Below are 26,360 nucleotides of genomic sequence, written 5' to 3' on the forward strand. Positions count from 1 at the left end.
GGATCAGAAGCTATATTTCGACGTGCAGAAAAAATGGAGTCGGTTCTGTACAGGCTTTGAACTTATTATTCAGGGGAGAGTTACCGGAGTTTATGAAATAATTGTGTTTTTATGCTGAATAGTTACATAAAATCAATATATATTTAGGAGGAAAAATGAAAAGTAGAGTCCTTTTGTTCAGTCTGTTTTGTATCATCTTTGTAAGTTCTGCTTCATTTTCGGCAGAAATCAATGTTGGCGGCCCCGCTGGCGATTATACAACAATTCAGGAAGCTGTGAATGCCGCGGACCCGGGCGACACTATAAACGTGGCGGCGGGAACATTCAATGAAAATGTAACAATCGACAAAACAATTACCTTAAACGGTGCGGGAAGAAATCTGGCATTTGTAACAGCCTCAAATCCCGATTATGACGTTTTTAAAATTATGGCTGCCAATGTAATAATAAACGGTTTTAATATTAGCGGCGCTTCCGGCACTAACATGGCCGGTATTAATCTTGCAAATAATAGTGGCGCCAGTAACTGCAATATTTCCCAAAATGAGATTTCGGGAAGTTATTTTGGAATATACATTGGTGTAACTAACAATTATTGCGTGTTTGACAATAATAATCTGCATAACAATTCCACTGGAATTTACGGTAACCGGTGCTCAAATTCCACGATTTCAAACAATACAGTTCAAAACGGAATAACCTTAATAAATGAAAGTATTAATAACCTGATACAAAATAATACTGTTATCGGCAGCGGAATAATATTAAGGTTAAGCTGCAGCAATAATACAATAGTTAATAATACCCTGGCTAATGGATATGGTATCAATCTTAACATTATGGGGGCTGAATATGCGGATACCGCCAACCTGATTTATCATAACAACCTTATAGGCACTTCATCGCAGGTAACTGACTATAATCCAGCGGATAATATGTATTACAATCAAGGGCTCCTTGAAGGAAATTACTGGTCTAATTACGCCGGAATAGACGACGGCAGCGGCATTGACAAACACGCAATCGCCGGTGACGGTATCGGGGATACTTTATTTCCTCACCCGGGTGCGAATTTTGACTCTTATCCATATACAACTAGAATCCCTGTTGCAAATGCCGGGCCTGACCAATCTGCTCAGATAAACCAGTCAGTAAACTTTGACGGATCAGGATCATCGGATTCTGACGGGACAATAGTTTTATACAACTGGGATTTTGGTGACGGAACAACAGGAAGCGGTATAACTGCTTCAAATAGTTACAGCACTGCCGGTACTTATACTGTCACATTAACTATAACCGATAACGAGGGCGCGACGAATTCCGATGTTTGTCAGATTGTGGTAAACAGAATAATTAATGTCGGCCCCGGCGGCGACTTTACAACAATCCAGGAAGCCGTAAATACCGCATACCCGGGTGATATTATAAACGTAGCGGCAGGAACATATAACGAAAACGTAACAATCAACAAAACACTAACCTTGACCGGCGCAGGGACAAACCAGACATATGTTACAGCTTCAAATCCCAATGATGACGTATTTAAAGTCACGGCGGGTAATATAAAAATAGGCGGTTTTAATATTAACGGAGCTTCTGGCACTAACATGGCCGGCATTAATCTTACAAATAGCAGTGGTGCCAGTAACTGCAATATATCCCAAAATGAGATTTCGGAAAATTATTTTGGAATATACATTGGTGTAACTAATAATAATTGCGTGTTTGACAATAATAATCTGCATAACAATTCCACTGGAATTTACGGTAACCGCTGTTCAAATTCCACGGTTTCAAACAATACGGTTCAAAACGGGATAATTTTAATCAATTCCAGCACAAATAACATGATAAAAAGTAATACTGTTATCGGCAGCGGAATAATATTAAGGTTAAGCTGCAGCAATAATAGAATAGTTAAGAATACCTTATATGGAAATGGCATCAATCTTAACATCATGTGGCCTGATTATCCAGATATAGATAACCTGATTTATCATAACAATCTTATAGATACTACATCACAGCCGCAGATAACTGATCCTAATCCTGCTGATAATATGTATTATCATCCGGGACGCCTTGAAGGAAATTACTGGTCTAATTACGCCGGAATAGACGATGGCAGCGGTACTGGTAAACACGCAATCGCCGGTGATGGTATCGGAGATACTTTAATTCCTCATCCAGGTGCGAATTTTGACTCTTATCCATATACAACCAGTATACCTGTTGCAAATGCTGGGCCTGACCAATCTGTCCATGCAGGTTTAACGGTAAACTTTGACGGGTCAGGTTCATCAGATTTACAGGGAACAATTGTTTCATATAGCTGGGATTTTGGTGACGGAACAACGGAAAGCGGTGTAACTGCTTCACATATTTACAATGCTGCCGGAACTTATACAGTTACATTGACGGTAACTGATAACGAGGGAGCGACAGGTTCTGATGTCAGTCAGGTACACGTAAATAATAATCCGCCGTTAGCTATAGCAGGCGGCAACAAATCCGGCAGCCGTATTGCTCCTGTAAATTTTGACGGTTCTGCTTCTTTTGATACCGATGGAACAATAGTTTCTTATCTATGGGATTTCGGTGATGGAGCTTCTGCTTCGGGCGCTGTCGTCAATCATATTTACAGTTCACTTGGAACATTTACGGCGACTCTCACTGTAACTGATAATAACGGTGCAGCAACTTCTGATTATTGCGCGGTTGCAATCCCAAATCTGCCTCCTGTCGCAAATGCAGGGCCTGATCAGACAGTTGAATACCAGGATATGTCGACTTATGTAACTTTTGATGGTTCAGGATCAACTGATGACGGCGGAATCCTTTCATGGTCTTACAACTGGAATTTTGGAGATGGTACCACTGGCACGGGTGTTATAATCACACATTACTATGATGCCCCTGGAAATTATACCGTTACACTGAGCGTTTTAGATAATAACTATGTTTCTGATACAGACACATGTCAGGTAAAAATATTTCAGTATCCTATAGTGTCGCAGCTAAATGTAAATCCAGCTTCAGGCGAAGCTCCATTATCTGTCAATTTTACTGCTGTTGCCTTTGATTTTGACGGATCAATAGTATCATACGAATGGGATTTTGATGGAAATGGAATTTATGATACAACGACAACTAATAATACTGTAAGTTATATTTATAATACTGCCGGAAATTATACGGCAAAAGTGAAAGTAACTGATAATGACGGTTTTACAGCAGAAAATATCACATATATAACGGTTATCCAACCAAATCAGCCGCCTGTACTTGATCCGATAGGTAATAAGTCAGGTGACGAAAACCAGTTATTGCAGTTTACAATATCCGGCAGTGACCCTGATGGCGGTGCAGTAAGTTATTCCGCAAGCAACTTACCTTCCGGAGCAGTATTTGACACAACAACAGGAACCTTCACGTGGACACCAAGTTTTAGCCAGGCAGGAACATATAATGTGACATTCATAGTAAGTGATGGTTTTTTAACAGATTCAGAACTAATTATGATAACAATAAACAACATACCTGACCTGCCTATTGCAGCGCCTAGTAATCTTAAAGCGGTAAGAAATACAAGCACAAATTATGTAACTCTCACTTGGAATGACAATTCCGGCAATGAATCCGGTTTTAAGATTGAACGAAAAATCAGCAGGACATGGTCACAAATTGCGACTGTAGGAGCAAATATTAAAACTTATGTTGATATAAACGGCAGAAAAGGTTATATCTACAGGGTTAGAGCATATAATCCTGATGGAAATTCCCCCTATTCAAATACAGCAAAATCCAATTAAGCAAAAATATTAATTAAACAAAAATGCCCACTTTAAGAAAGTGGGCATTTTGCGCCTGCTGCCTTGTTCATAAGTCCTTCGCTCAACTTCATGACGAACCGACTTAGGAAACCGCTTCTAACTATTTCATCTTCCCTATTTAAAAGAATTCTTACGCCATTAAATAAAACTAAACCCAGATATTCTGGAAGTTTCTCTTTGACAACTAAAAAGGAATATTAAATATCTATTGTAATTTCCACTTATCTTTTATTTCAAACGGTTTATTAATGCCATTTTCTGCCTGCAAGGTTCTAAAATATAATCTATCTGAACCTGGACAATTGTATTTATATCCCCTTTTCCTGAAGCACCTGCATCGATTTGATAAATGCCTTCTTCTTCATCCGGGAAATCAGTAAAACTGTTTGCCTTTACCCCTGATGGATAAAATACGCGCATACGGTAATAGTTATGAGTATGCCCGACAAATACTGCACGGACTTTACCTCTATGTCTTACCAGCATCTCCCAGAATGCATCCCGTTCTCTCAGCGACTCATTAAAGGCATCATTCAAATGTGAATATCTCGGAAATGCGGGTTCGTGAAAGGAAATAAAAACATGTTTAATATTCTCTGGTGTTGACATAATAATCTGTTCAACCCACTCCATGCCGATATTATTTATAACGCCGTTTTTACCTAGTTCAGAATATCCGTCGACAGCAATTATACGGGCATTCATATAATCAAAATAATAATCGCAGGATTTGGAATGCCTGCGGACAACATTTGGAATTAACGGAATAATTATATCACGGGCATATCTAAAGTGCTTGCCTCCATTTTCAAATTCATGGTTTCCAATAACAGGCAAAAACTTTGGTTTAGCAGATGATTCTGCAAAAAGTTCATTGTAATCATTATATCTTTCTTCAAGCGGGTCCATATCTCCCGCAACTATAAGAAATTCAGCACGATTAAAAAAAGGTTTGGGATTAATTTTCATATCACGTATTTCTAAAATGGCATTTCGCCATGTATCCCTGCCATCTCTGGGATCAGCCAAAACCGCGAATGAAAATTTTGGAGTACATTCATATCTTATTTCTTTGAGATTTGTGCAATCCAAAAACAAAATAGAAAAGAAATAGAAAAATAATATCAAAATTTTTTGGAAGGAAGGTATTATGTTTTTCTCGCACGATTTACCCCTGGTCATTATATGATGCAAAGCGCCAGGGACATCTAATCTCGCTTGTCTTGGCATGAGCGGTATTGTATTCCCAGATAAGGTCTTTGTCAATATTTAACTTACTCTGGGAAACAACATCCCCAAAGTTCTTAGTGGAAATATATCAGAAAAAAGTGGATTCAGCAGGTTTACATATTTTTAAACAAAGCTTATTATATAAATGGAATTTGTTAAAATATAAAATATTAAGGAGACAAAAATGAAAGCAAAAGTCAATAAGGAACTGTGCACGGGTGACGGGCTTTGTGTCGAAACCTGCCCCGATGTTTTTGAAATGGAAGGTGACACAGCCAGGGTAAAAGTAGAAACAGTCCCTGAAAAGCTCAAAGATAAATGCAAAGAAGCGGCCGAGGGATGCCCGGCAGAAGCTATTTCAATTGAGGAATAAAATCCAGGCCAGGAGGAAATCTTATGGAAAGAAAAGCGGGTTTATGGATTGACCATAAAAAAGCTGTTATCGTTTTCGTTTCAGGAGAAGGCGACCTGATATTCGGGCCCGGTGAAGCAAAGAATGAATTAAAAAAGGGAATGGAAAAAGAAAACCTCTCCAAAATAATAGTTGGATTGCAGACAGCCGATAAAATGACTGAGCGGCAGATCGCGGCTAAAACAAAAAAATATTTTCAAAAATAGATTTTAAAACTTTAGAGTATGGTAAAATTTTTTAATATTATTTACTTTTGTTTAATATCTCCTGGAGCGCCTCTTTCGCATCAGGATACAGGAATTTATATCCTGATTCAATCAGCCGCTTAGGATATGCCCTCTGTCCTGATAAAAGCATCTCCCTGGCCATTTCACCCATAAGTATACGCAAAACAAAACCGGGTATTGATAAAGCCGACGGGCGGTTCATTACCTCTCCTAAAATATGGCAAAAATCCTTCATTATCAAAGGATTAGGAGCTGTTAGATTATAAATACCTTTAAGGTCTTTTCTATTTAACAAAAAATGAATGGCTTCGACTTCGTCATCAATATGTATCCACGGGAACCATTGTTTGCCGCTCCCCATGTGCCCGCCCAAAAATAAATGGAATGACGTCTTAAGTCTAGGGAATGCCCCGCCATTTTCTCCGAGAACAATCCCTGTTCTTATAATCACCCGGCGGACATTAAGATATTCAACTCCCTTTGTTGAATCCTCCCAATCTACTGCCACACCGGATAAAAAACCTGTCCCGGCAGGAAATGATTCATCTATAATCTCATCCCCGTGTGTTCCATAATATCCAGCCGCTGAAGCCTGGATTAGAACCTTTGGTTTTCTTTCAACTTTTTTAACTGCCTCCAGGATGGCCTTCCCGGCGTTAACCCTGCTTTCTCTTATTAAACGCTTCTTCTCGTGGGTCCAAATACCGGAGCCTACATTTTCTCCTGTAAGATTAATAATACCATCTGCGCCTTCCATACAATTTGCAAGGACATCAGATGAACTGCTGTCCCAGACAATAATTTCCGCAATATCTCCTAATGTTTCCCTCCCTTTGTCGGCATTCCGCGTAAGTGCTGTAACTTTATCCCCGTTTTTATGCAATCTCTTGCACAAAGCACTGCCGATAAAACCAGTCGCCCCTGTAACTATAATTTTCATTTTGCAACCTTGATTAACGTTATGTGTACAACTTTTTTGATTATTTATTTTGTAGCGCTTTTAATACTCTTCGCGAGTATTATGGCTTCAGCAATTTCCCGCATGGATTTTCGGGTATCCATGCTTTGTTTTTGAATTAATTTATATGCTTCTGATGAGGAAATATTTAAATCCTGTGAGAGGACATCTTTTGCCCTTTCAATATTTTTACGTGCGGTCAGCGCCTCTTCCGCTGTACGGACCCTCATATCTAATTCCGCATTTTCAATCGCGACAGCGGCCTGGCTCGCGAGGGCGTTTAAAATGTCCATTTCATGTTTTGTGAATTTATGTTTTCGTGAGGTGTAACAGTTTAACACGCCTATAACGCGCCCTTTCACTGCCAGTGGAACACTCGCCAGGGAACAAAGCCCCTCTTTTCTCGCAATATCCTGATTTAAATAACGGCTGTCTCCCTTGACATCCAGGACACACAGGGGTTTGTTGTCCCGCGCGACAAGGCCCGCAATACCCTCTCCCAGTTTTATATTGTCTTTTTTATTGTATTCTTCCGAGATAGACTGTGTTGCTTTTACAACCAGCTCATTTTTTTGAGGGTCTAAAAGCATCAAAGAAGAAATTTTGGAGTTCATTATTTCTGCGGTAACATGAACAACCAGGCGCAAAAGCTCCTCCATATACAAACCGGATGTTATAAGGCTTGCAATCTTTGAAAGCGCTTCAATTTGTTTAATATAAATCTGGTAATTTTCCTTTTTTTTCTGCATGTTATAATATTTGCAAATATTTTTTTATCTCATATTCCGTGACCTGCATCTTATACTCATCCCATTCCATCTTTTTGTTTCGTATAAAATATTCAAACATCTTGTCACCCAGGCAATCTTTAACAAGTTTGCTCTTTTCCGTAATTCTTATTGCCTCCAGTAAATCCTCCGGCAGGGATTTTATCCCGGATTTTTCCCTTTGTTCCGAAGTCATGTGATAAATATTATCAGTCGAAGGCCCCGCCAGTTTATATTTTTTTTCAATACCTTCCAGTCCGGAGGCAAGCATCACGGAAAAGGCGAGATAAGGATTACACGACGGATCAGGAGACCTGTATTCAATACGGGTGGATTTTTCTTTACCAGGCTTATACATAGGAATACGAATAAGGGCTGAACGGTTCATCTGCGCCCAGCATATATATACAGGTGCCTCATAACCCGGTACCAGCCTTTTATATGAATTAACCCACTGGCTTGTTATGGATGTAATTTCAGGGGCATGTTTTAGTAATCCCGCGGTATATGACTGCCCGGTATCTGAAAGATGATATTCTCCTTTCGCGTCAAAAAAGGCATTTTTAGACCCCTGGAATAAGGATTGATGAACATGCATACCTGAACCATTAATGCCAAATATTGGTTTTGGCATAAATGTGGCATAAACATTGTGCCTGCGCGCCACCTCTTTAACAACCAAACGGTATACCATCACATTATCTGCCATTGTGAGCGCATCGTTATACCTCAAGTCGATTTCATGCTGGCTGGGCGCTACTTCGTGATGGCTGTATTCAACCTCGATACCCAAAGACTGGAGCATCAGAATAGTATCTCTCCTCAAGTCCTGGGCCACATCCAGGGGCGCCAAATCAAAGTAACCGCCCTGGTCAAGGGGATTTGGATTTTCAGAATTCTTGAAATAAAAATATTCCAATTCTGGCCCGACATAATATGTAAATCCTTTTTCCCTGGCTCTTTCTATATTTCTTTTCAATACATATCTTGGGTCTCCTTCAAACGGCCGGCCGCTTGGCTCATAAATATCACAAAACATGACCGCGACATTATAATCTTCTTCACATCTCCATGGTAAAATCTTAAATGTGTCGAGATCCGGTTTTGCTACCATATCAGACTCTTCTATCCTTGCAAAACCTTCAATAGAGGAACCGTCAAATCCCATTCCGTCTTCAAGGGCACGGTCTAATTCGTCAATGGTAATCGCAAATCCTTTCAGAAAACCGAGTACATCGGTAAACCAAAGTTTTATAAATTTTACTTTATTTTCTTTAATTAACCTTAGTATGTCGTCTTTTGTCTTCTTCGCCATTTCCCGCTCCTTTTTATTTTTTTAAATATATTAGTCCTGTGTCAGGTTTAATTCTTTTTCTATTTTTATAAGCCTGTCTTTCAACAATAAATTATTAACATAGCCGGTACCCTCGGAAACAGATTTTTCATAATGTTCTTTTGCATCGTTCCATTTTTTCTCCTTAAAATAACTCTCTCCTGACCCAAAATATGCTTTACTGTTCCACACTTTTGAATAATCATTTTTAACAACACTCTGGTAATAAATACGCGCAGACTTCCATAAATGCTGTTTTAAATAAAATTCACCAATCCTGTATTCGCTTTCCGCTTTTTTATCAAAAAGCAAGGCCATTTTTTCCTTTGTATCATCCATAAATTCATCAGCGTTTCTTTCCGTCTCTAAATCCTGGAACGCAGTTATCGCTTCATCAGTATTTTCCTGGTCATTATACCATGGCCGGCTCGTGTAAAAATAGGCCAAAGCGAGGCGGTACTTTGCCAATACGTTTAAGGTATGATTCGGATAATTAGTCAACGCATTTTTATATTCTATAATACTTACTTCGAAATTATCTTCTTTATAAATAGATTTAAACAGTCCTTTATAATTTTTCGCGTATTCAAAATAATAGCCTGCCACGCGGTATTGAATATCTGCCGCAAGTTCCCCAAAACGGTCATTTTCCAGTGCCTTTTTGTAAATCTCAACTGCTTCATATTTTTTGTCTCTGTCCCAGTAATAATTTCCCACTTCAATTTGTCTTTCTGAGACTTTCGGCATCAGCCGGGTTGACGGAAAATCATCGGCTACCCTTTGATACTTTTCGTATGCGCGCCAATAATTGCCCGCTTCCCTGAAAACTTCCGCAATTTCAAACGCGGCCTTATCGGCAAAATCACTTTCAGGATATTTATCAATTACCCTATTAAATTTTCTTCTCGCCTTCCAGTATCTTTTCTCCTTTTTGTAGTTTTGCCCTGATATAAAAAGGTCCTCCGCTTTTTTATTATTAATGGCCCTTTCTTCTTCCGTAAGCTCTTTTGGAGCGCAGTTTATCTGGAAAAATATCACGCATAAAATTATCGATAAAAAAAATATTTTTTTCATATTTCCTACATTTCACTTATTTGTTTAAAACTATTTTATCTGTTACCTTCTTTTACATATTTTATTAAAAGGTTTTTAAAATTATCGTCCGTCTGCCTTAAACGCATGCTGAATACTTTTATTATCGTGATAAAAAACTTGACCGCCAGCGGTCCGTTATTTGTCAAAAGGTCAATAAAATCGTCTTTATTGATAACAAGCAGTTCGACATCTTCAGCCGCGATACTTGACGCAGAACGGGGCTCGCCGTCCAAAAGCGCCATTTCGCCGAAAAATTCGCCTTCGCCAAGAATGGAGAGCGTTTTTTGCCTGTCTTTTCCGATTGATTTTGACACCTTAACGGAACCGCTTTTAATAATAAACATTGAATCGCCAGGCATATTTTCTTCAAAAATAATGCTGTTGGCTCCCATTTTTTTCTCTTTGGTAATGACCGCGATCTTTTTCAACTCATCATCAGTCAGGCCGTGAAAAAACGGAATTTTTTTTAGCGAATTAAAAATATTCATGTTTTCTCCTATTCTGTTACAATATTCATTAACTTTTTAGGGACAAGTATTAGTTTCTTAACGTTTTTTCCTGTTAACCAATTTGTAACTTTTTCATCAGATAAAACTTTTTCTCTGATCTGCCTTTCTTTTAAATCAGCGGGCAATAAAATACGGCTTCTTACTTTTCCGTTTATCTGGACAACTAAATTATATTCTTCGGTTACAAGCGCCCTGCTGTCAAACTTCGGCCAGGGTTCTTTTGAAACACCGGTATGTGAACCCAGTTTTTCCCATAATTCTTCGCAAAGATGCGGCGTAAACGGTGTCAGCAATAAAATAAGGCTTTTTATAGCGTTGAAATAAACCGGTTTTTCTTTTATATTCTCAGTTTTTTCATCGTCATAAAGATATAATTCATTTACAAGCTCCATTATACTGCTGATCGCGGTATTGAAATGAAATTTATTTTCAATATCCTCTGTGACTTTTTTTATTGTTTTATTAAGGACGTTATTTAACTTTTTTTCTTCTTTTTCAGAATCCAGATGTTTTTGGATGGATATAAAATTCTTGTCATGTCCCGCGATATAACGGTTAACAAGCCTCCAGACCCTGTTTATAAAACGAGCCGCGCCCTCAACACCTTCATCACTCCACTCCAAATCCCTCTCAGGAGGCGCGGTAAAAAGAATAAATAACCTGGCGGCATCGGCCCCGTAATAATCAAGGATATTGTCCGGATCAACTGTATTGCCGCGGGATTTGGACATCTTATAACCGTCTTTAATGACCATTCCCTGTGTCAGAAGGTTCTTAAAAGGCTCCCGGATATCAAAAAGCCCGGCGTCAGCCATTGCTTTTGTAAAAAAACGTGAATAAAGCAGGTGTAAAATAGCATGTTCAATCCCGCCTATATACTGGTCAACCGGCATCCAAAATTCAACGGATTTCCCGTTGAAAGGAACTTTGTTTTCCCTGGGGCTCGTAAACCGGAGATAATACCATGATGAATCGAAAAAAGTGTCCATGGTATCAGTTTCCCTCCTGCCTTTCCCTCCGCATTTCGGGCAATTAACATCCAGAAAGTCCGTGTCCTTTAAAAGAGGGGATAAATTCGTGCCTGAAAATTCCACATCAACAGGCAATTTCACCGGCAAATCTTTTTCGGGTACCAGCACAATACCGCATTTATCACAATAAATAACAGGTATAGGGGTCCCCCAGTATCTCTGCCTTGAAATACCCCAATCCCTCAGGCGATAAACCACTTTTTTACTGCCCAGGTTTTTCTTTTCCAGCCATTGGATAATTTTATCCATGGCTTTTACGCTTGAAAGGCCGTTAAATTCAGCGGAGTTTACTAATACACCTTCGTCTTCATATGCACCCGTCATCATATCCGGTTCAAAAGGCTTTTCCCTGTTTTGTATAACAACCTTCACAGGCAGCCCGTATTCTTTCGCAAATTGGAAATCCCTTTCATCATGGGCTGGCACGGCCATGATCGCGCCGGCACCATACTCCATTAAAACAAAATTCCCTACCCAGACAGGAATTTCTTCTTTTGTAATCGGGTTAATCGCGAACGCCCCGGTAAAAACTCCTTTTTTTTCTTTCTTCAAAGATGTCCCGACAGTTAAATCCTCTTTTTTTAATTCATCAATAAACGCCTTTACCTCTTTCTCCTGGCATTTCCCTTTAATCAGTCTTTCAAGTATTTGATGTCCAGGGGCCAGCACCATGAATGTTACACCGCAGATTGTGTCAGGACGTGTGGTAAAAATAACCAGGTTTTCATTAATATCTTTGAGAGCGAACTTGACCTCAACTCCCTGGCTTTTTCCTATCCAGTTATTCTGCATAACAAGAACCTGCTCGGGCCAGGATGTTTTTAAGTTCTCGAGGTCCGCAAGCAATTCCTCGCTGTAAGCTGTTATTTTTAAGAACCATTGTTCGATATCTTTTTGCATCACTTCACTCTGGCAGCGCCAGCACAATCCGTCAACCACCTGCTCATTCGCTAAAACAGTATTGCATGAAGGACACCAGTTTACGGCGGATTTTTTGCGGTATATCAGGCCCTTTTCAAAAAATTTCAGAAAAATCCACTGGTTCCATTTATAATATTCAACTGAAGACGTGTTTATTTCTCTCTCCCAGTCATAACTGAATCCCAGCTTTTTGAGTTGTGACCGCATGAAATCGATATTCTCATTGGTCCATTTCGCGGGCGGGATTTTGTGTTTAATGGCCGCGTTTTCCGCGGGTAAACCAAAGGCGTCCCAGCCCATCGGATGAAGCACGCTGAATCCCTGCATTGACTTGTACCGTGCAATTACATCACCTATAGTATAATTTCTGACATGACCCATGTGTATCCGGCCTGACGGATACGGAAACATTTCCAGTACATAATATTTCTTGTATTTATTTTTCTCATCTGTTTTAAACTGGTTCCTGTCCTGCCAGTTTTTCTGCCACTTGGCCTCTATTTCTTTGAAAGGATAATTATTTTCCACAAAAACTCCCGTTTTTTCTTCTAAAAATCTATTTTTGAAAATCGATAATCGAAAGTTGACCGCAATTGAAAACATTTTTGATCAAATTTCTATTTTCAATTTTCAATTGTTCTTCCGCCTAAGGCAGATGGTGGAGCTGATCAGGATCGAACTGACGACCTCTTGAATGCCATTCAAGCGCTCTCCCAACTGAGCTACAGCCCCACTTTATTCTATAATTTCATTTTGATAAAACCATCTCGAATAATCTTTTCTATTATTTCCCTGTTTTTTAATTCTTTTATTCTATATTCTATTTGTTTTGCCTCTTTTCCAGTATTAAAACTTTGATAAAATACTAATTTTAATGGCCTTAAATTTTTTGTTGATTTAACATACCCATTTTCATGCCACTTTAGCCTTATATCTAAATTATCTGTACTCCCTATATAATATCTACCATTCAAAACACTTTTTAGGATATAAACAATACTCATAAACCCCGACGACCTAGCCGATGCTACATCGGCTCGCTCTCCCAACTGAGCTACAGCCTCACATAATTTTCACATTAAATTATAAACATTTATTATATCTAAATTTATCTTTTTGTCAATAATTTTCCCCTATTACTTACTTTTTTCGGCAATAAAATAAATTGACATTTAAACAATTTCATGATAATATTCCCCTAATTATGCGTAAAAAAATAGTTTTTTTTATTTTGTATTTATTATTAATCCAGCCGTCAATAATATCATTATCTGTTTTCGCAGAAAATCCCCCAAAAAACATTAGAAACGAAAAAGGAATTGATTTAAAAAACCTTATTCAGAAAGACGCGACACCAGCGTTTAAACCGAATATCCATAGTTTATTTGAATGTAAATCCTGCCACGAAGGTGACGCAAATGAAATCAAAAATAGCAGCGAAAAAACTTCACTTACCCAGGATGAGATATTGCTTTGTTCAGCCTGCCATAATGATGAATGCTTTCATCCTGTCGGGATAGATCCAAAAAATATTGAACCACCCATGGCGGTTCCGGAATATCTTCCCCTGGGGGAAAAAGATAAAACAGGCGAAATTGTTTGTTCTACCTGCCACCAGATACATATACCTTTTTCCAAAGATGCCATTTTACGGTATTTCCCGGAAATACTGGGGCAAAAAGACACAAGATATAAGCAAAGGCTGGATTTGTGTTTTGACTGTCATAAAGATAATTTAAATAACTACAATAAACCTGTTTCAGTTATTCAAAATATTCATAAAATGGAAACATCTTATAAAAACAAAAATGAATTTGCATGCAAATTTTGCCATAACGGGGACCCGGAAGAAATAAAAAATATTAGTAATACTGAACTTAAAAAAATTTTTATTGAAAAGAATCTACGGGCGCCGGTATTGGATATATGCAACTTTTGTCACAATGAATATAAAGACAAGATACATTATGCCGAAAATAACGCTTTTTCCGATGTGAAATTTGAAAAGGATATTGAGGTTTTGGAACTTCCCTTAATTAATGGGAAATTTACCTGCGTTACCTGCCATGATCAGCATAATTCATTAAAAAACGCTAATTATCTCCGGTCAAAATATTTAATTTTAACCAACCAATCAAAAAAAATTAAACCCCATAAAAAGGATACCTTTTGCCTTTCCTGCCATGAAACTGAACCTAAAGAAGGAGAAAAAGCTACATTTCGCTTCAATGGTGACTGGAATGTAATATGCAATTGGTGCCATAAAGCTGGCGAAGCAAGATCTGAAGCACATCCTGTAGGAATTCCTTTAAAAGAAAGAAAAGATATGATGAAACCAAGGGATTTCCCTCTCTCGTTAGATAATAAAATAACATGTATTACATGCCATTATGGAGGCAATTACGGGTGCATGGAAAATACCATATATAATGTCGAACAACAAATTCTTGAAGGCAATGATAAAAGACTGCGCGGATGGCCGTATTCAGGAGAAACACCCGAGGAAAAAAGGTGGCAATTATGCTTAAAGTGCCATGTCCGGGAACATATAGTAAAATTTAATATACACTATCAAATAGACAGCACCACCGGCCAGGTTATCGAATCTACATGCCTTTTTTGCCATTCCTCACGGCCTGATGAAAAAATTGAAGGGATTAAAAAGGTTGAGTTCAGAACCCCTGTTCTTTTCCTCTGTTTATCCTGTCATGACGACCGCAAACATCCTGGAACCACACCCAAGCAACCCAATGGTGTAAACCATATTGTAGTTCCAAAAGAAGTTCCCGGCGAGCTAAAAATCCCTGAAAATTTGCATGAAACTGACAAGAAAATGATTCATTGCGCTACCTGCCATAACCCGCATCAGGAAGGCTTGATAGGCGGTAAAAGAGGTCTTGTAAGAGGGGTTGACCGGGTCCGTTTCTGGGAATGTACTACATGCCATATAGGAAAATTTTGATTTTATAAACTATTTCTCAAATTAATTAAAAATACACACCCAAAAAACAAAATAGAAAATATAATAAATATTGCAAAAATTTTATGCAGTTTTGTGTTTGATTTTGAATAAATATTTGGAAAAACCGAATGAATTGTAAATACTTTCGAAACAGGTATTGCAATTTTTGAATCAGCTTTCTGCGGATATTTTTTTTCAAATTCAATTTTCTTGAGCAGGGAAAGATGCTGGTACTCTCTGGCTGTTAGTTCTTTAACGCTTCTTTTTTTTAAATCATTGAAATAACTGTCAAAAATCCCGCTGTTTTTCTCCAAATCTTTATGGGATAAATTTTCGGGCAAAAATAATTTAACAATATATCCTAAAACCAACCCGGCTAAAAACAAAATAACAGGATTAACATTTAAATTTAACATTTTTTCTCCTTAATTGTGTCTTTAACAATATTATCGGAAGGAGAAATAAATATTTTAATTATTTTTGGATATTTTAATATCTTTTAATTCTAATTGAAGCTGGATTCTGTCCTGCCATAAATTTTTTGATATGTTATAAATAATATCTATTGGTCCATTAATATTTAATATATCTTCATACTTATCCGCCATGTTAAAACAAATAATATCTCTCTCCAGATTTCCTTTTCTGGCTTTTAATTTTATATGATTGTTGCCAACAATCCTCGGATAATCTATTAAAGACACCTTTTCAGACATAAAAATCGGTTTTGGATTTCCGTAGCCATAAGGCGCTAAATTTTCCAAAAGCTTGATAAATTGTAAATTTAAATCATTAAAATCAACTATGGAATCAATGTTCCATTTTTGCTGCAATTTGTCTTCCGGAAAAATTGTTTTGGCTGTTTCATTTATCATTTTCCTGAATTTTCCAATGTTCCTAATTTCAATCGAAAGCCCTGATGCCAGTTCATGCCCTCCGTATGATAGAAGTATATCTTTGCATTCTGATATCGCCTTAAAAATATTCATGCCGTTTTTACTGCGGGCTGACCCTTTTGCATTTAATGTGTTTTTTTCATGCGCAATCAAAATTACCGGCCTGGAATACTTTTCAGCCATTTTCGAAGCAACTATCCCGATTACACCGGGGTGCCATTTATCAGAATCAAGAACAATTATTTCTTCATTGTCCAAATCTGTCCCATTTTCAACCAAGTATGCCGCTTCTTTAATAATATCACTTTCAATTACCTGCCTTTTTTCGTTCATTCTGCATAATTGATTTGCTAAACCATCTGCGGCAGACTGCTCTGAGGCTAAAAGCAGTTCTGCAGAAACATCTGCCCTCCCTATTCTTCCGCTTGCATTTAACTTAGGCGCCAACATAAAACTTACATGGCTTGCATCAACCCGCTGGTCTGATAACCCGCTTTGATTAATTAGCGCTTTTAAACCTATATTTTTAGTCATGTTAATCTGCTCTATGCCATTTTTTACCAATATCCTGTTTTCGCCTATCAGCGGGGCAATATCCGCTATTGTCCCGAGTGCAATAATGTCCAAAAAATTATTTTCTTTTATATCTATTTTTTGCTGTAATGCGATAATCAGCATATAAACAACACCCACACCCGCCAGTTCATACATATTGCTTAAACAATCATTTTGTTTCGGGTCAATAATATAATCGGTATCAGGCAGAAATTCTTTTGGCTGGTGATGGTCAAGTATAATAACATCCATTCCAAGTGCCTTGGCAAATTCAACTTCTTCCAAAGAAGTTATGCCGCAGTCTACTGTTATGACAAGGCTGTAACCTTCCCCGCGGATTTTTTGCAGGGCCGGTTTGTTTAGGCCATATCCTTCTGCTATCCTGTCAGGAATGTAGTATTCAACTTTAGTAAAACTGCCCAATGCTTTTTTCAAAACAGCGATACATGTTATTCCGTCAACATCATAATCGCCATAAATTAAAATTGATTCTTTATTTTTTACTGCCTTTAAAATCCTGGATACAGTCCTGTCCATTCCCTTTAAAATATAGGGGTCCGACAGGTTTTTTAATTCCGGGTATAAATATTTTTTGCCGTCATGGATTGTTTTTATGCCCCTGTTTATCATAATTTGAGCTATCAGCGGGGCAATGTTTAAACTATCTGAAATATTTTTCCCCAATATTGTTTCATTTTTCGCAAAGGATATCTTCTTATTATATAAAAGCGATATTGTTTCCATGGATATTACTCTTTGAACAATTTCCTTCTTTTAAAATTCAATTTTTCTTCATATTTATTTTTGAAAAAGCGTATTTTATCCCTTAATTGCGCGGCTCTTTCGAAATCCAGTTTTTCAGCGGCTAAAAACATATCGACTTCCCACCCGGCAATTTTTTCATTTATTTGTCCCTCCGGTATATACTCGTTTCTCTCCTCCCTGACTGTATCAACTTCATTAATCCCTTCAATCATTAGGGGAATTGATTTTTTTATTGTTGCAGGGACAATAGCGTTTTTTTCATTAAATTTAATTTGTAAATTGCGCCTTCTGTCAATCTCTTCGACAGCTTTTTTCATGGATTCGGTGACGGAGGATGCGTACATTATAACTTCTCCATGAATATTTCTTGCCGCCCTGCCGCTGACCTGTATCAGCGATGTGGCCGAGTGCAGAAAGCCTTCTTTATCCGCGTCCAAAATCGCCACCATAGAGACTTCCGGCAAATCCAAACCTTCGCGTAATAAATTAATACCCACAAGGCAATCATATTTTCCAAGCCGTAAATCCCTGATAATAGCAAACCTTTCCAAAACCTCAATTTCAGAATGTAAATAGCAAACCTTTATACCTTTATTAAAAAGATAGTCAGCTAAATCTTCCGCCATCCGTTTAGTTAAAGTTGTTATAAGGGTCTTTTCTCCTTTTCCGGATTTTTCCTTTATCCTTTGCAGTAAATCCTCAATCTGGCCTTCAACCGGCCTTATAATTATTTTTGGTTCAACAAGGCCTGTCGGCCTTACTATCTGTTCAACTACCTCATCCGTGTTCTCTATTTCATATCGGCCCGGGGTGGCTGATACATAAAGAACATTTTTAATTATTTTGTTAAATTCTTCAAAGACAAGTGGCCGGTTATCAAAAGCCGAAGGCAGCCTGAAGCCGTAATTTACTAATGTTTCCTTCCTCGACCGGTCACCGGCATACATTCCGCGCAACTGGGGTATCGTAACATGTGATTCATCTATAATAACTAAAAATTCATCTTTAAAATAATCAAGCAAAGTATTAGGTCTCTCCCCTGGCAGCCGGTTAGAAAAATGACGCGAATAATTTTCAATACCTGAACAATACCCCAATTCTCTTATCATTTCAAGGTCATATCTGGTTTTTGTTTCTAAACGATGGGCCTCGAGCATCTTATTTTGTTTCCGCAATTCCTCAAGCTGCGCCTTCAGTTCCGATTCGATCGATTTACAGGCGGCCTCAACTCTTTCCTGCGGGGTGATAAAATGTTTACGAGGGTAAATGATGAATTTATTTAAGACATTTTCCGCCTTTTTGGAAATAAGATGAAGTTTACTGATTTTTTCAATATATTCCCCGCTGAATTCTATCCTTATAATATAATCGCTGTCTGCCGGATGGACATCCACAACATCTCCCCTGACCCTGAACGTTCCCCTGCCGAAATCGATATCGTTTCTTTCATAATAGAGACTTATCAATTTCCGGATAAATATGTCCCGATCCATCTGCATTTTAACTTCCAGGCAGATTATCATATTTTCAAAATCTTCAGGGGACCCCAGCCCATATATACAGGACACACTCGCGACAATTATTACATCTTTTCTTGTCAATAAACTGGTTGTGGCTTTTAATCTTAAACGGTCTATTTCATCATTTATCGACGCGTCTTTTTCAATATAAGTGTCTGTTTGAGGAAGGTAAGCTTCCGGCTGGTAATAATCATAATAACTTATAAAATACTCAACCGCATTTTCAGGAAAATATTCTTTAAATTCCGTATAAAGCTGCCCGGCCAGGGTTTTATTATGAGATATTATGAGTGCAGGCAAATTTAAATTCTGGATCAGGTTAGCCATAGTAAAGGTTTTGCCTGAACCGGTAACTCCCAGAAGAACAAATTTTTTTTTACCGTTTTGAAAACCCTTAATCAATTTAGCTATTGCCTGCGGCTGGTCTCCTTTAGGCTGGTATTTGGAATATAATTTAAATTTTTGCCCCATTAAACCTTAAAAATCCTTCAAAAGCACTAAGTTATCCCGGTGTATTACTTCATCGTAATCTTTATAACCCAAAATATTCTTAATATCATCAGTATTTTTACCTTTAATTTTCTCTAAATCTTCATAATTGTAATTAACTAGCCCGCAGGCAAATTCCTGGTTATCAATTGATGCCACAATCACTCTATCGCCTATTTTAAACTTCCCGGATAATTTTGTGATCCCGGAGGGCAATAAACTTTTTCCTTTATCCATTAAGGCAAGATACGCCCCTTTATCGACCGTAATTATTCCTTTTGATTTAGAAGAAAATGCTATCCATTTTTTCCGGCAAGTCATTTTATTTTTTTGCGGCAGGAAAAAAGTCCCTTCTTCTTCATAAGAAAAAATACGGGAGATTATGTCCCTTTTATTCCCATTGGCTATAATTACGCCAACTCCGCTTTTCACGGCCTTTTTTGCAGCCTGAATTTTCGTATGCATACCGCCGATGCTGGTTTCATCAATATTTGTCCCTGCTATTTTTTCAATAACTGCATCGATTTTCTCCACAACCGGGATCAATTCCGCTCTTTCATATCTTCTGGGATCAGCACTGAATAATCCGTCCGTGCTTGTCAAAATCAAAAGTAAATCGGCATGAACTAAATTGGACACTTGCACGGAAAGATTGTCATTATCGCCAAATTTAATTTCATCTATTGCAATCGTGTCATTTTCATTTATTATAGGAACCGCATTAAAATTAAGAAGGTTATTCAAAGTATTGCTTGCATTTAAAAATCTCTTCCGGTCAATCAAATCGTCCTGTGTCAAAAGCATCTGCCCGACATTCACCCCCTCTTCCTTAAAATATTTTTCATATACATGCATCAATTCACTTTGCCCAATGGCGGCCAGTGCCTGCTTTTGAGGTATATCCTTCGGCCTCTTTAAAATACCTAATTTACCCATTCCCGCACCGATTGCCCCTGATGTAACAATCACGGTCTCTTTCCTGTTTTTTCTTAACAGGGAAATACCTTTCACCAGGTTTTCAATCCTTTTCTCGTCTAGTTTACCGTTTTCCGCCGTCAATACCCTTGTACCTATTTTTATAACTATTTTTCTGGAAGAATCCAAAATATTTTTTCTTCTTAAATCTATATTCATAGGCATTCTCTTCCGCCTAATGCGGGCATTGTTCGATTACTACAATTAGGTGCCTGTCATGCACCACGTTGGATGCATGACTCACCATGAACCCTGTGTGGTTCATGGTGGAGCTGGGAAGGGGAATCGAACCCCTGACCTATTGATTACGAATCAATTGCTCTGCCAACTGAGCTACCCCAGCATTAATAATTGAATAAATTATATCAAAAAAAATATGGTTTGTCCTCTTAAACGTAATATAAATTTAATTGACAACATTTTTATTTGGCATATAGATAAAATAGAAACAGCCATTGGGGACAGATATAAAAATAGATTCCTCAAGTTGCGCTGTCCCGATCATATGTTGGAGGTAAAAAAAGGGCTAAAAATAAAAAAGGTGTGGTAGCCTATATGACTGCCAAACATTAACAGCCTGGTTTGGTTACCTCTAATCTGATCGGGTTTTTTTTGCGGGTACTTAAAACAAATAAAGTATCCATATAATAACAGACCCGCACAATGCTCCTATCCGTGTAGATTTTCTAACTGATGCAATGTCTTTTCCAGAACTCGTCAACCAACCAATAAACGCACCGATCACAGCACCGTGTATTATATCAATAGTTATTGGATTATTAATGAACGGGGATGGATTGCCTGCACGCGGATTTTTATATGTATCATCATAGTATCTCCCTGCTGCCTGATCCAGGAGACTGTGTGTTTTTGCCTCTATGGTCTTAAGTAATACTTGTTCATTAATGGTTAATGGTTTTACTTTTATTGTAAATTCAGCGGGTCTCGGCTCTTCGAGCATGTGACGGACTTCTAAAGTTATATTGAGTTTTTCAATTTCACCTGTTATTTCAGCGGCAAAAATTGAACTTAGAAATCCCTGGAAGGCAAGGTTTACAACAATAAAACTAATAAGTATGCGTTTCATAATTCTCATAGCATATCTCCTCTTCATTTAGCTTGAAATTATTCTTTATTCTCGATATGTTCTTCTTGCATATTTCCCGGAATGGCAAGAAGCGTGAAATTATTTAATAATTCCCACCTCTTTTTAAAATTTTCAAGAGACATGACAACCCGGCCTTTGCCCGGATCTGACAGCATAATAACGTTACGTTCCGGGTCGTAACCTGTTAATATAACATAATGGCTGGCTTTGCCGTTTTCTGCATCAAGCATTAATATCAGCGGCCGCTGGCTGTCCAGATGGCGGTATATGCCAGTGAATTCATGGTCTATGGTACCGGGAAACACTACAACAAAATATCCTGCCTCTTCCAGCACAGTTTTAAGTGCGGCCCCTGTTATTCCTTGATTTCTTTCAGCTTCATCAAGCAGGGTTTTACACTGGGCATTGTTTAATCTAATCCCGTAGTAGCGGGTAATCATTTCCACAGAAGCCAGTCCGCAAAGATTTGTTTTTTTCTGCGCCTCAAACGGCAATTCCAGCAAAACAGCTTTATTAGAAAACAGGCTGATATTTTCATTTTGTTTAGAGAATTTATTAAGCGTGGAACAGGAGGAAAGCATCAAAATGCATATAATCAGGATATTCATTGTTTAATTTTAGGCTGAAATCCGGCTTGAGTCAATAGAATATCGTAAAATTATTTGTGTCTGGAATACCCGGCTTTACACTAAGAAACGGTGCCCCGACGTGAAGTTGGGACACTCATTAAACATAAAAGCCCCGATGGAATTGGGGCTTTTTGTTTAATGGTGCCGGGACACTTAATCTTTTCCATAGGGGCTCCGCCCCTCTGGCGTCCGCCTGAGGCGGACTGTCACCCCTTAGGAAAAACTGCCGTTTTTCCTAAAACCTTTTCCCTCGATTCTGTGTCCGTAATATCGTCACCATAAAAAAAGAGGCTTTTTTGAAGCCTCTTTTTTTATGGTGCCGGGACACAGAATCGAACTGTGGACGCACGGATTTTCAGTCCGTCGCTCTACCGACTGAGCTATCCCGGCACCTATTTTATAAAAAATATATTATACAAATTTATATTATTTAAGTCAACATAAAGTTATTAAAAATATTTAATCCCAAAATTCCCATACTATCCCGCCCCAGAAATTCCTTCCAGGCATAGGATAACCTTCTACTAACACATATTCATTGTTAGCTAAATTATTTCCTGCCAAATTTACAGTAAAAACCCCTGCCAGTTTCATACTGATATTCAGGTCAATAATACTGTAATTTTTTAGCTCTGAAGAATTTTCCCTGTTTAAATAACGGTTTCCCAGATATTCATGATTTAACCTGACGGTCCATAATAAATCTCCGTCATACTTTATTTTTTTATATATTAAATTTGTTTTTAATTTATTCGCCGGGCGGTAAGGCAGGTCTTTCTGTGTTTCTTTATCTTTCGTGAAAAGGTATGTATATATAGTTTGAATTTCGACATTTTTATTGACAGTAAATTTGAGCTCTGTTTCAGCCCCTTTGGTTGTAACAGACGAAACATTTTCTGCCTCGTGATAACCGGAACCAGGATTGTAATTCCACGACAGGAAATTTTTCACATCCGCAATATGGCCCGTTAAATTAAAAAACACAAAATCCGAAAAAATCTTTTCAAAGCCTAATGTATATACCCGTGCTTTTTCCGTGACGAGATTAACATTCCCTTTATAAAACGCGCTTTTCATATAAAGATCATTAATATTCGGAAACGAGGCCCCTTCTCCCGCGCTTAAAAACATTTCGCTTTTATCGCTTATCCTGTAATTTAGCTTGAATCTTGGGCTTTTTTCTTTTGGAAATAAGGAATTTTTATCATAACGCTGGCCTAAGGACAATATTAAATTATTCAAATTGATTTCATCTTCAAAAAAGAATGCATCCTCTTTACTCAAAACATCATCATAATTATTCTGGGTAAAGTTACCATGAAATTTGTTCCAGTGATGAGCTTTCCCTACGCGGATAAGATGATATTTCCCTATATTTTGTTCAAGTATCCCTTCATTCCCCTGCCTGGAATTTTCATAAATATAAAGGGTATTTGAATCATCTTGTTCCAGCCAGTCAGCGCTCCCATAAAATTTTATTTTCAGGGCCGTTTTCGACTGACGGGTCTCATATTTTAACTGAAAATGCCTATTCTTATTTTTATCGGCCCAAAAGCCCGCGGGAGAAGAAACTCCCGTTTTATCTTCATATTTATCCGAGGTAAGGGTAAACCATGTTTTGTTATCATAAAACCAGTCTATTTTTGAATATAAGTTTACTGAATTAATTTTATTATTTTTTTTATAAAATCCATATCCGTGGGAAAAGAATTTGTCGGCGAAAACAGAGTAGTGAAGTGAACCGTTTTGATTTCTGAAATTAAGGCCGTAATTTTCAAGCCCTGAAGTCCCCCACCGGCTGTATAAACAAGTATAAGGAATATCACCAACGGGTTTAGATGTCAGAAAATTTATAGTGCCTCCAAAAACGCCCGGTCCGTCTGATACTGAATTTATCCCCTTATTTATTTCTATGCTTTCAACAAGGCTGATTGGAATATGATTTAAATTTGCATTGCCATCCTGGATAGAATTAATCTTCTGGCCGTCCAATGTAATTAAAGTATGGCGGTTTGATAAACCTAACAGGCTTATATAGCGTGGGATGCCGGGTTGTCCGTAATCTGTAATATCAGTTCCGGTATAGATTCTAAAAAAATTTTCTGAATTCTCTATTTTTTTATTTACAAATTCGTCTTGTAAAATAATTGTTTTTTTATTCTCAGCATATGAAACTGCACTAAATAAAAATATTGAGATAAAAAACACTATAATCTTTTTCATTTATTAAAGGATTTGTCAAAGCATAGCAATAAATAAGAGGGCGAGAATGGTTGTCATTATAACTATATCTGATTTGAGCATTCGTTTTTTCTCTTCTTCTGTCCGTTTAAAATAATAATCTTCATAAAATGAAACAATTATTTTTGGATTTAATAATAAAGTGGAACCAAAAGAAAAATAAATAAAGGACAATATTATCAAAAGCCATGTTACTTTAAAAGAATACTTGTATACTGAATATATTACTGTAAAACTCAGCGAAAGAGGCAATAATCCCAAAAACCGGACATATTTCATCCTTAAGCAAAATTTAACAAATTTTTCCCATTCTTCAGGGACAGTCAGCTCAATACCTACAACAATAAGATAAAATATAATCAGAAACGGAATAATAGACTGCATAATTAAGCTCCCTCTCAGGGGTTAAATTCCCCTTCTTAATTTAGCTATATCCCAGGAATAATCATACAAATGCAATCCTTTGCTTGATGCAATTATCTGCCCGTCTTTCACACCAATCTCCTGTGCCATGTATTCCTTCATTAACTGAATACCTGCAAGATTAGCGGGAAAACCTCCCCATAAATCCCACGAACGGAAATAGACTATAAAATGCAGAGCGCCGTCTTTAATCCTTGTATCTATAAGCCTGAGACACGGAGGATCTTCCAAATCAATATCTTCAGGCCTCCCGACTTCCATAATCGCCTGGTTTGTTCCATAACCCTCTTCTTTATACATTTTTATCACTTTATTCATGGAAAGGACAATCCGTTCACCATAGGTATACTGCTCTTTTTCCTGTTTTACTCCCGTCATTAAATATGGCAGATACCCTTCAACATATTCCATAGTGGTCGGAGCCGGTATCCCCAAATGAGGTGGTATATCAGGAATCAACGGCCGGTTGCCGGGATATTTTATATGAACCGATATAAAATCGAATTCTCTTCTTTTTTGCCCCGCGTAACTTCCGCGGTTTATCTTGTAAATTCTGCCGGATTCCAATATCCTGCTGATGCATTGAAACCATGCGTCCGGAATGTCTCTCGCTTGTATAAATTCTATTTGCATAAGACTTAGATTAATCTCTTAATTTTAGATAATAATTTATATATTATATCAAAAAACATTGAATTTTTCAACACTTTTGTTAAAATATAACCATGCTTAAAAAAAACAGCACAAACAGGATAGAAAAAAACTATAATAAAATAATAAAAGCCGCTTTTCGTTCTATCGCAAATAAAGGGATTGAAAAAACAAGAATAAATGACATCTCAAGATTAGCCGGCATATCCCCGGGCACCATTTATTACTATTACAAAAACAAAAAGGAACTTTTAATATCTTTTCTCGATTGGATAATGAAAAGCTACTTTAACGGTTTAAATAAACGCCTTCAAGGGAATAAAAACCCTCTTGAAAAAATACATTGTCTTTTCCAATATCAAAAACATCTTATCACCCATGAAGAGGAATTGGAAAAAGTAATGTATGAATTCTGGATGATGGGCATTAAAACCCCTTACATAAAAATCAAAATAAAAAACCTTCTGGAATCATTAAAAGACAATGTCCAAAATATTATGAAAGAAGGCATAGAAAAACAAATATTCAAAAAAGAAGCGTCCGATATATTCCCAATGATATTTATCAGTTTGATAGAAGGAGCAACATTTCAATACCTGATAAATAAAGACAAGTTTACTATCGATAAGTATTTTGATTATATAGAAACATCGGTCATAGATTTAATCAAGATTGAATAATTTATCGGCATTCAAATATAAATTATTTGAGCCATCGGGGAGTTTTTTCAACCTTCACCGATGACTAATGATTTTATTTTCCATGTGGATTTATTTGCACGATAGGCTTGAAGTTGATACATTTGAATAGCAAGCCCCATCGCGGCA

At 37.5% G+C, this 26,360-nt stretch carries 22 protein-coding genes and 3 tRNA genes; 5 read left to right on the forward strand and 20 right to left on the reverse strand.

Annotation, left to right across the window (positions count from 1 at the left end):
• Positions 1-155 precede the first annotated feature (155 nt).
• Positions 156-3,815 carry a PKD domain-containing protein gene (locus tag AB1498_01630; GenBank protein MEW6086989.1) on the forward strand — a complete coding sequence of 1,220 codons (3,660 nt, stop codon included), beginning with the start codon at positions 156-158 and terminating at the stop codon, positions 3,813-3,815.
• Between the two features lie 249 nt (positions 3,816-4,064).
• Here the strand turns inward: AB1498_01630 and AB1498_01635 are convergent, their stop codons facing one another.
• Positions 4,065-5,066, reverse strand: coding sequence for a metallophosphoesterase (locus tag AB1498_01635; GenBank protein MEW6086990.1), 1,002 nt, complete (start codon positions 5,064-5,066; stop codon positions 4,065-4,067).
• 184 nt (positions 5,067-5,250) lie between these two features.
• Between AB1498_01635 and AB1498_01640 the strand changes: the two genes are divergently transcribed.
• Both AB1498_01640 and AB1498_01645 read left to right on the forward strand, forming a co-directional pair.
• Positions 5,251-5,439, forward strand: a complete 189-nt coding sequence (locus tag AB1498_01640) for a ferredoxin (GenBank protein MEW6086991.1) — start codon at positions 5,251-5,253, stop codon at positions 5,437-5,439.
• A 23-nt stretch (positions 5,440-5,462) separates the two neighbouring features.
• Entirely contained in the window at positions 5,463-5,684 is a 222-nt protein-coding gene (locus tag AB1498_01645) for a hypothetical protein (protein MEW6086992.1), read from the forward strand.
• Between the two features lie 37 nt (positions 5,685-5,721).
• On the opposite strand, the gene AB1498_01650 is transcribed toward AB1498_01645, so the two are convergent.
• The 8 genes from AB1498_01650 to AB1498_01685 all read right to left on the reverse strand — a co-directional run bounded on the left by AB1498_01650 (position 5,722) and on the right by AB1498_01685 (position 13,323).
• Entirely contained in the window at positions 5,722-6,645 is a 924-nt protein-coding gene (locus AB1498_01650; GenBank protein MEW6086993.1) for a TIGR01777 family oxidoreductase, read from the reverse strand.
• Positions 6,646-6,689: 44 nt separating this feature from the next.
• A complete protein-coding gene (locus AB1498_01655; protein ID MEW6086994.1) occupies positions 6,690-7,412 on the reverse strand; it encodes a GAF and ANTAR domain-containing protein in 723 nt (240 codons plus the stop codon).
• 1 nt (position 7,413) lies between these two features.
• A complete protein-coding gene (gene glnA, locus AB1498_01660; protein ID MEW6086995.1) occupies positions 7,414-8,745 on the reverse strand; it encodes a type I glutamate--ammonia ligase in 1,332 nt (443 codons plus the stop codon).
• Between the two features lie 30 nt (positions 8,746-8,775).
• Positions 8,776-9,837, reverse strand: a complete 1,062-nt coding sequence (locus tag AB1498_01665) for a tetratricopeptide repeat protein (protein ID MEW6086996.1) — start codon at positions 9,835-9,837, stop codon at positions 8,776-8,778.
• Between the two features lie 35 nt (positions 9,838-9,872).
• Positions 9,873-10,346: a cyclic nucleotide-binding domain-containing protein gene (locus tag AB1498_01670; GenBank protein ID MEW6086997.1), complete on the reverse strand. Its 474-nt coding sequence runs from the start codon at positions 10,344-10,346 to the stop codon at positions 9,873-9,875.
• An 8-nt stretch (positions 10,347-10,354) separates the two neighbouring features.
• Positions 10,355-12,847 (reverse strand): leucine--tRNA ligase, encoded by a 2,493-nt coding sequence (gene leuS / locus AB1498_01675; protein MEW6086998.1) that lies wholly within the window; start codon positions 12,845-12,847, stop codon positions 10,355-10,357.
• 128 nt (positions 12,848-12,975) lie between these two features.
• Positions 12,976-13,051, reverse strand: a tRNA-Ala gene (locus AB1498_01680).
• Positions 13,052-13,059: 8 nt separating this feature from the next.
• Positions 13,060-13,323, reverse strand: coding sequence for a GIY-YIG nuclease family protein (locus AB1498_01685; protein MEW6086999.1), 264 nt, complete (start codon positions 13,321-13,323; stop codon positions 13,060-13,062).
• Between the two features lie 200 nt (positions 13,324-13,523).
• Between AB1498_01685 and AB1498_01690 the strand changes: the two genes are divergently transcribed.
• Complete coding sequence (locus AB1498_01690) at positions 13,524-15,281, forward strand: hypothetical protein (GenBank protein MEW6087000.1); 1,758 nt, start codon at positions 13,524-13,526, stop codon at positions 15,279-15,281.
• A gap of 2 nt (positions 15,282-15,283) precedes the next feature.
• On the opposite strand, the gene AB1498_01695 is transcribed toward AB1498_01690, so the two are convergent.
• The 11 genes from AB1498_01695 to AB1498_01745 all read right to left on the reverse strand — a co-directional run bounded on the left by AB1498_01695 (position 15,284) and on the right by AB1498_01745 (position 25,515).
• Positions 15,284-15,697 carry a hypothetical protein gene (locus AB1498_01695; GenBank protein MEW6087001.1) on the reverse strand — a complete coding sequence of 138 codons (414 nt, stop codon included), beginning with the start codon at positions 15,695-15,697 and terminating at the stop codon, positions 15,284-15,286.
• A 54-nt stretch (positions 15,698-15,751) separates the two neighbouring features.
• Complete coding sequence (gene recJ / locus AB1498_01700; GenBank protein ID MEW6087002.1) at positions 15,752-17,476, reverse strand: single-stranded-DNA-specific exonuclease RecJ; 1,725 nt, start codon at positions 17,474-17,476, stop codon at positions 15,752-15,754.
• A gap of 5 nt (positions 17,477-17,481) precedes the next feature.
• A complete protein-coding gene (gene uvrB, locus AB1498_01705; protein ID MEW6087003.1) occupies positions 17,482-19,488 on the reverse strand; it encodes an excinuclease ABC subunit UvrB in 2,007 nt (668 codons plus the stop codon).
• A gap of 6 nt (positions 19,489-19,494) precedes the next feature.
• Positions 19,495-20,640: a glutamate 5-kinase gene (proB, locus tag AB1498_01710; GenBank protein ID MEW6087004.1), complete on the reverse strand. Its 1,146-nt coding sequence runs from the start codon at positions 20,638-20,640 to the stop codon at positions 19,495-19,497.
• Between the two features lie 108 nt (positions 20,641-20,748).
• Positions 20,749-20,824 (reverse strand) — tRNA-Thr (locus tag AB1498_01715).
• A gap of 279 nt (positions 20,825-21,103) precedes the next feature.
• Positions 21,104-21,577: a hypothetical protein gene (locus AB1498_01720; protein ID MEW6087005.1), complete on the reverse strand. Its 474-nt coding sequence runs from the start codon at positions 21,575-21,577 to the stop codon at positions 21,104-21,106.
• Between the two features lie 29 nt (positions 21,578-21,606).
• The gene (locus AB1498_01725) at positions 21,607-22,197 is read right to left on the reverse strand and encodes a papain-like cysteine protease family protein (GenBank protein MEW6087006.1); all 591 of its coding nucleotides are present in this window, start codon (positions 22,195-22,197) and stop codon (positions 21,607-21,609) included.
• A gap of 335 nt (positions 22,198-22,532) precedes the next feature.
• A tRNA-Phe gene (locus AB1498_01730) sits at positions 22,533-22,608 on the reverse strand.
• Positions 22,609-22,677: 69 nt separating this feature from the next.
• The gene (locus AB1498_01735; GenBank protein ID MEW6087007.1) at positions 22,678-24,441 is read right to left on the reverse strand and encodes a TonB-dependent receptor; all 1,764 of its coding nucleotides are present in this window, start codon (positions 24,439-24,441) and stop codon (positions 22,678-22,680) included.
• A gap of 15 nt (positions 24,442-24,456) precedes the next feature.
• Positions 24,457-24,843, reverse strand: coding sequence for a hypothetical protein (locus tag AB1498_01740; protein MEW6087008.1), 387 nt, complete (start codon positions 24,841-24,843; stop codon positions 24,457-24,459).
• 21 nt (positions 24,844-24,864) lie between these two features.
• On the reverse strand, positions 24,865-25,515 hold the full coding sequence (locus AB1498_01745) for a thymidylate synthase (GenBank protein MEW6087009.1): 651 nt from the start codon (positions 25,513-25,515) through the stop codon (positions 24,865-24,867).
• A gap of 92 nt (positions 25,516-25,607) precedes the next feature.
• Here AB1498_01745 and AB1498_01750 point away from each other — a divergent pair, with 92 nt between their 5' ends.
• A complete protein-coding gene (locus tag AB1498_01750; GenBank protein MEW6087010.1) occupies positions 25,608-26,213 on the forward strand; it encodes a TetR/AcrR family transcriptional regulator in 606 nt (201 codons plus the stop codon).
• Positions 26,214-26,360: the final 147 nt, after the last annotated feature.

The sequence above is a fragment of the bacterium genome (assembly GCA_040754625.1).
GTDB lineage: Bacteria > JACRDZ01 > JAQUKH01 > JAQUKH01 > JAQUKH01 > JAQUKH01.

Excerpts from the sequence above, each read along its gene's own strand:
- AB1498_01630 (MEW6086989.1), top strand. The coding sequence starts at position 156 with ATGAAAAGTAGAGTCCTTTTGTTCAGTCTGTTTTGTATCATCTTTGTA.
- AB1498_01750 (MEW6087010.1), top strand. The coding sequence starts at position 25,608 with ATGCTTAAAAAAAACAGCACAAACAGGATAGAAAAAAACTATAATAAA.
- AB1498_01670 (MEW6086997.1), bottom strand. The coding sequence starts at position 10,346 with ATGAATATTTTTAATTCGCTAAAAAAAATTCCGTTTTTTCACGGCCTG.
- AB1498_01640 (MEW6086991.1), top strand. The coding sequence starts at position 5,251 with ATGAAAGCAAAAGTCAATAAGGAACTGTGCACGGGTGACGGGCTTTGT.
- AB1498_01735 (MEW6087007.1), bottom strand. The coding sequence starts at position 24,441 with ATGAAAAAGATTATAGTGTTTTTTATCTCAATATTTTTATTTAGTGCA.
- AB1498_01725 (MEW6087006.1), bottom strand. The coding sequence starts at position 22,197 with ATGAATATCCTGATTATATGCATTTTGATGCTTTCCTCCTGTTCCACG.
- AB1498_01740 (MEW6087008.1), bottom strand. The coding sequence starts at position 24,843 with ATGCAGTCTATTATTCCGTTTCTGATTATATTTTATCTTATTGTTGTA.
- AB1498_01655 (MEW6086994.1), bottom strand. The coding sequence starts at position 7,412 with ATGCAGAAAAAAAAGGAAAATTACCAGATTTATATTAAACAAATTGAA.
- AB1498_01685 (MEW6086999.1), bottom strand. The coding sequence starts at position 13,323 with ATGAGTATTGTTTATATCCTAAAAAGTGTTTTGAATGGTAGATATTAT.
- AB1498_01645 (MEW6086992.1), top strand. The coding sequence starts at position 5,463 with ATGGAAAGAAAAGCGGGTTTATGGATTGACCATAAAAAAGCTGTTATC.
- AB1498_01665 (MEW6086996.1), bottom strand. The coding sequence starts at position 9,837 with ATGAAAAAAATATTTTTTTTATCGATAATTTTATGCGTGATATTTTTC.
- AB1498_01720 (MEW6087005.1), bottom strand. The coding sequence starts at position 21,577 with ATGAGAATTATGAAACGCATACTTATTAGTTTTATTGTTGTAAACCTT.
- recJ (MEW6087002.1), bottom strand. The coding sequence starts at position 17,476 with ATGGAAACAATATCGCTTTTATATAATAAGAAGATATCCTTTGCGAAA.
- uvrB (MEW6087003.1), bottom strand. The coding sequence starts at position 19,488 with ATGGGGCAAAAATTTAAATTATATTCCAAATACCAGCCTAAAGGAGAC.
- proB (MEW6087004.1), bottom strand. The coding sequence starts at position 20,640 with ATGAATATAGATTTAAGAAGAAAAAATATTTTGGATTCTTCCAGAAAA.
- AB1498_01695 (MEW6087001.1), bottom strand. The coding sequence starts at position 15,697 with ATGTTAAATTTAAATGTTAATCCTGTTATTTTGTTTTTAGCCGGGTTG.
- glnA (MEW6086995.1), bottom strand. The coding sequence starts at position 8,745 with ATGGCGAAGAAGACAAAAGACGACATACTAAGGTTAATTAAAGAAAAT.
- AB1498_01635 (MEW6086990.1), bottom strand. The coding sequence starts at position 5,066 with ATGCCAAGACAAGCGAGATTAGATGTCCCTGGCGCTTTGCATCATATA.
- AB1498_01650 (MEW6086993.1), bottom strand. The coding sequence starts at position 6,645 with ATGAAAATTATAGTTACAGGGGCGACTGGTTTTATCGGCAGTGCTTTG.
- AB1498_01690 (MEW6087000.1), top strand. The coding sequence starts at position 13,524 with ATGCGTAAAAAAATAGTTTTTTTTATTTTGTATTTATTATTAATCCAG.
- AB1498_01745 (MEW6087009.1), bottom strand. The coding sequence starts at position 25,515 with ATGCAAATAGAATTTATACAAGCGAGAGACATTCCGGACGCATGGTTT.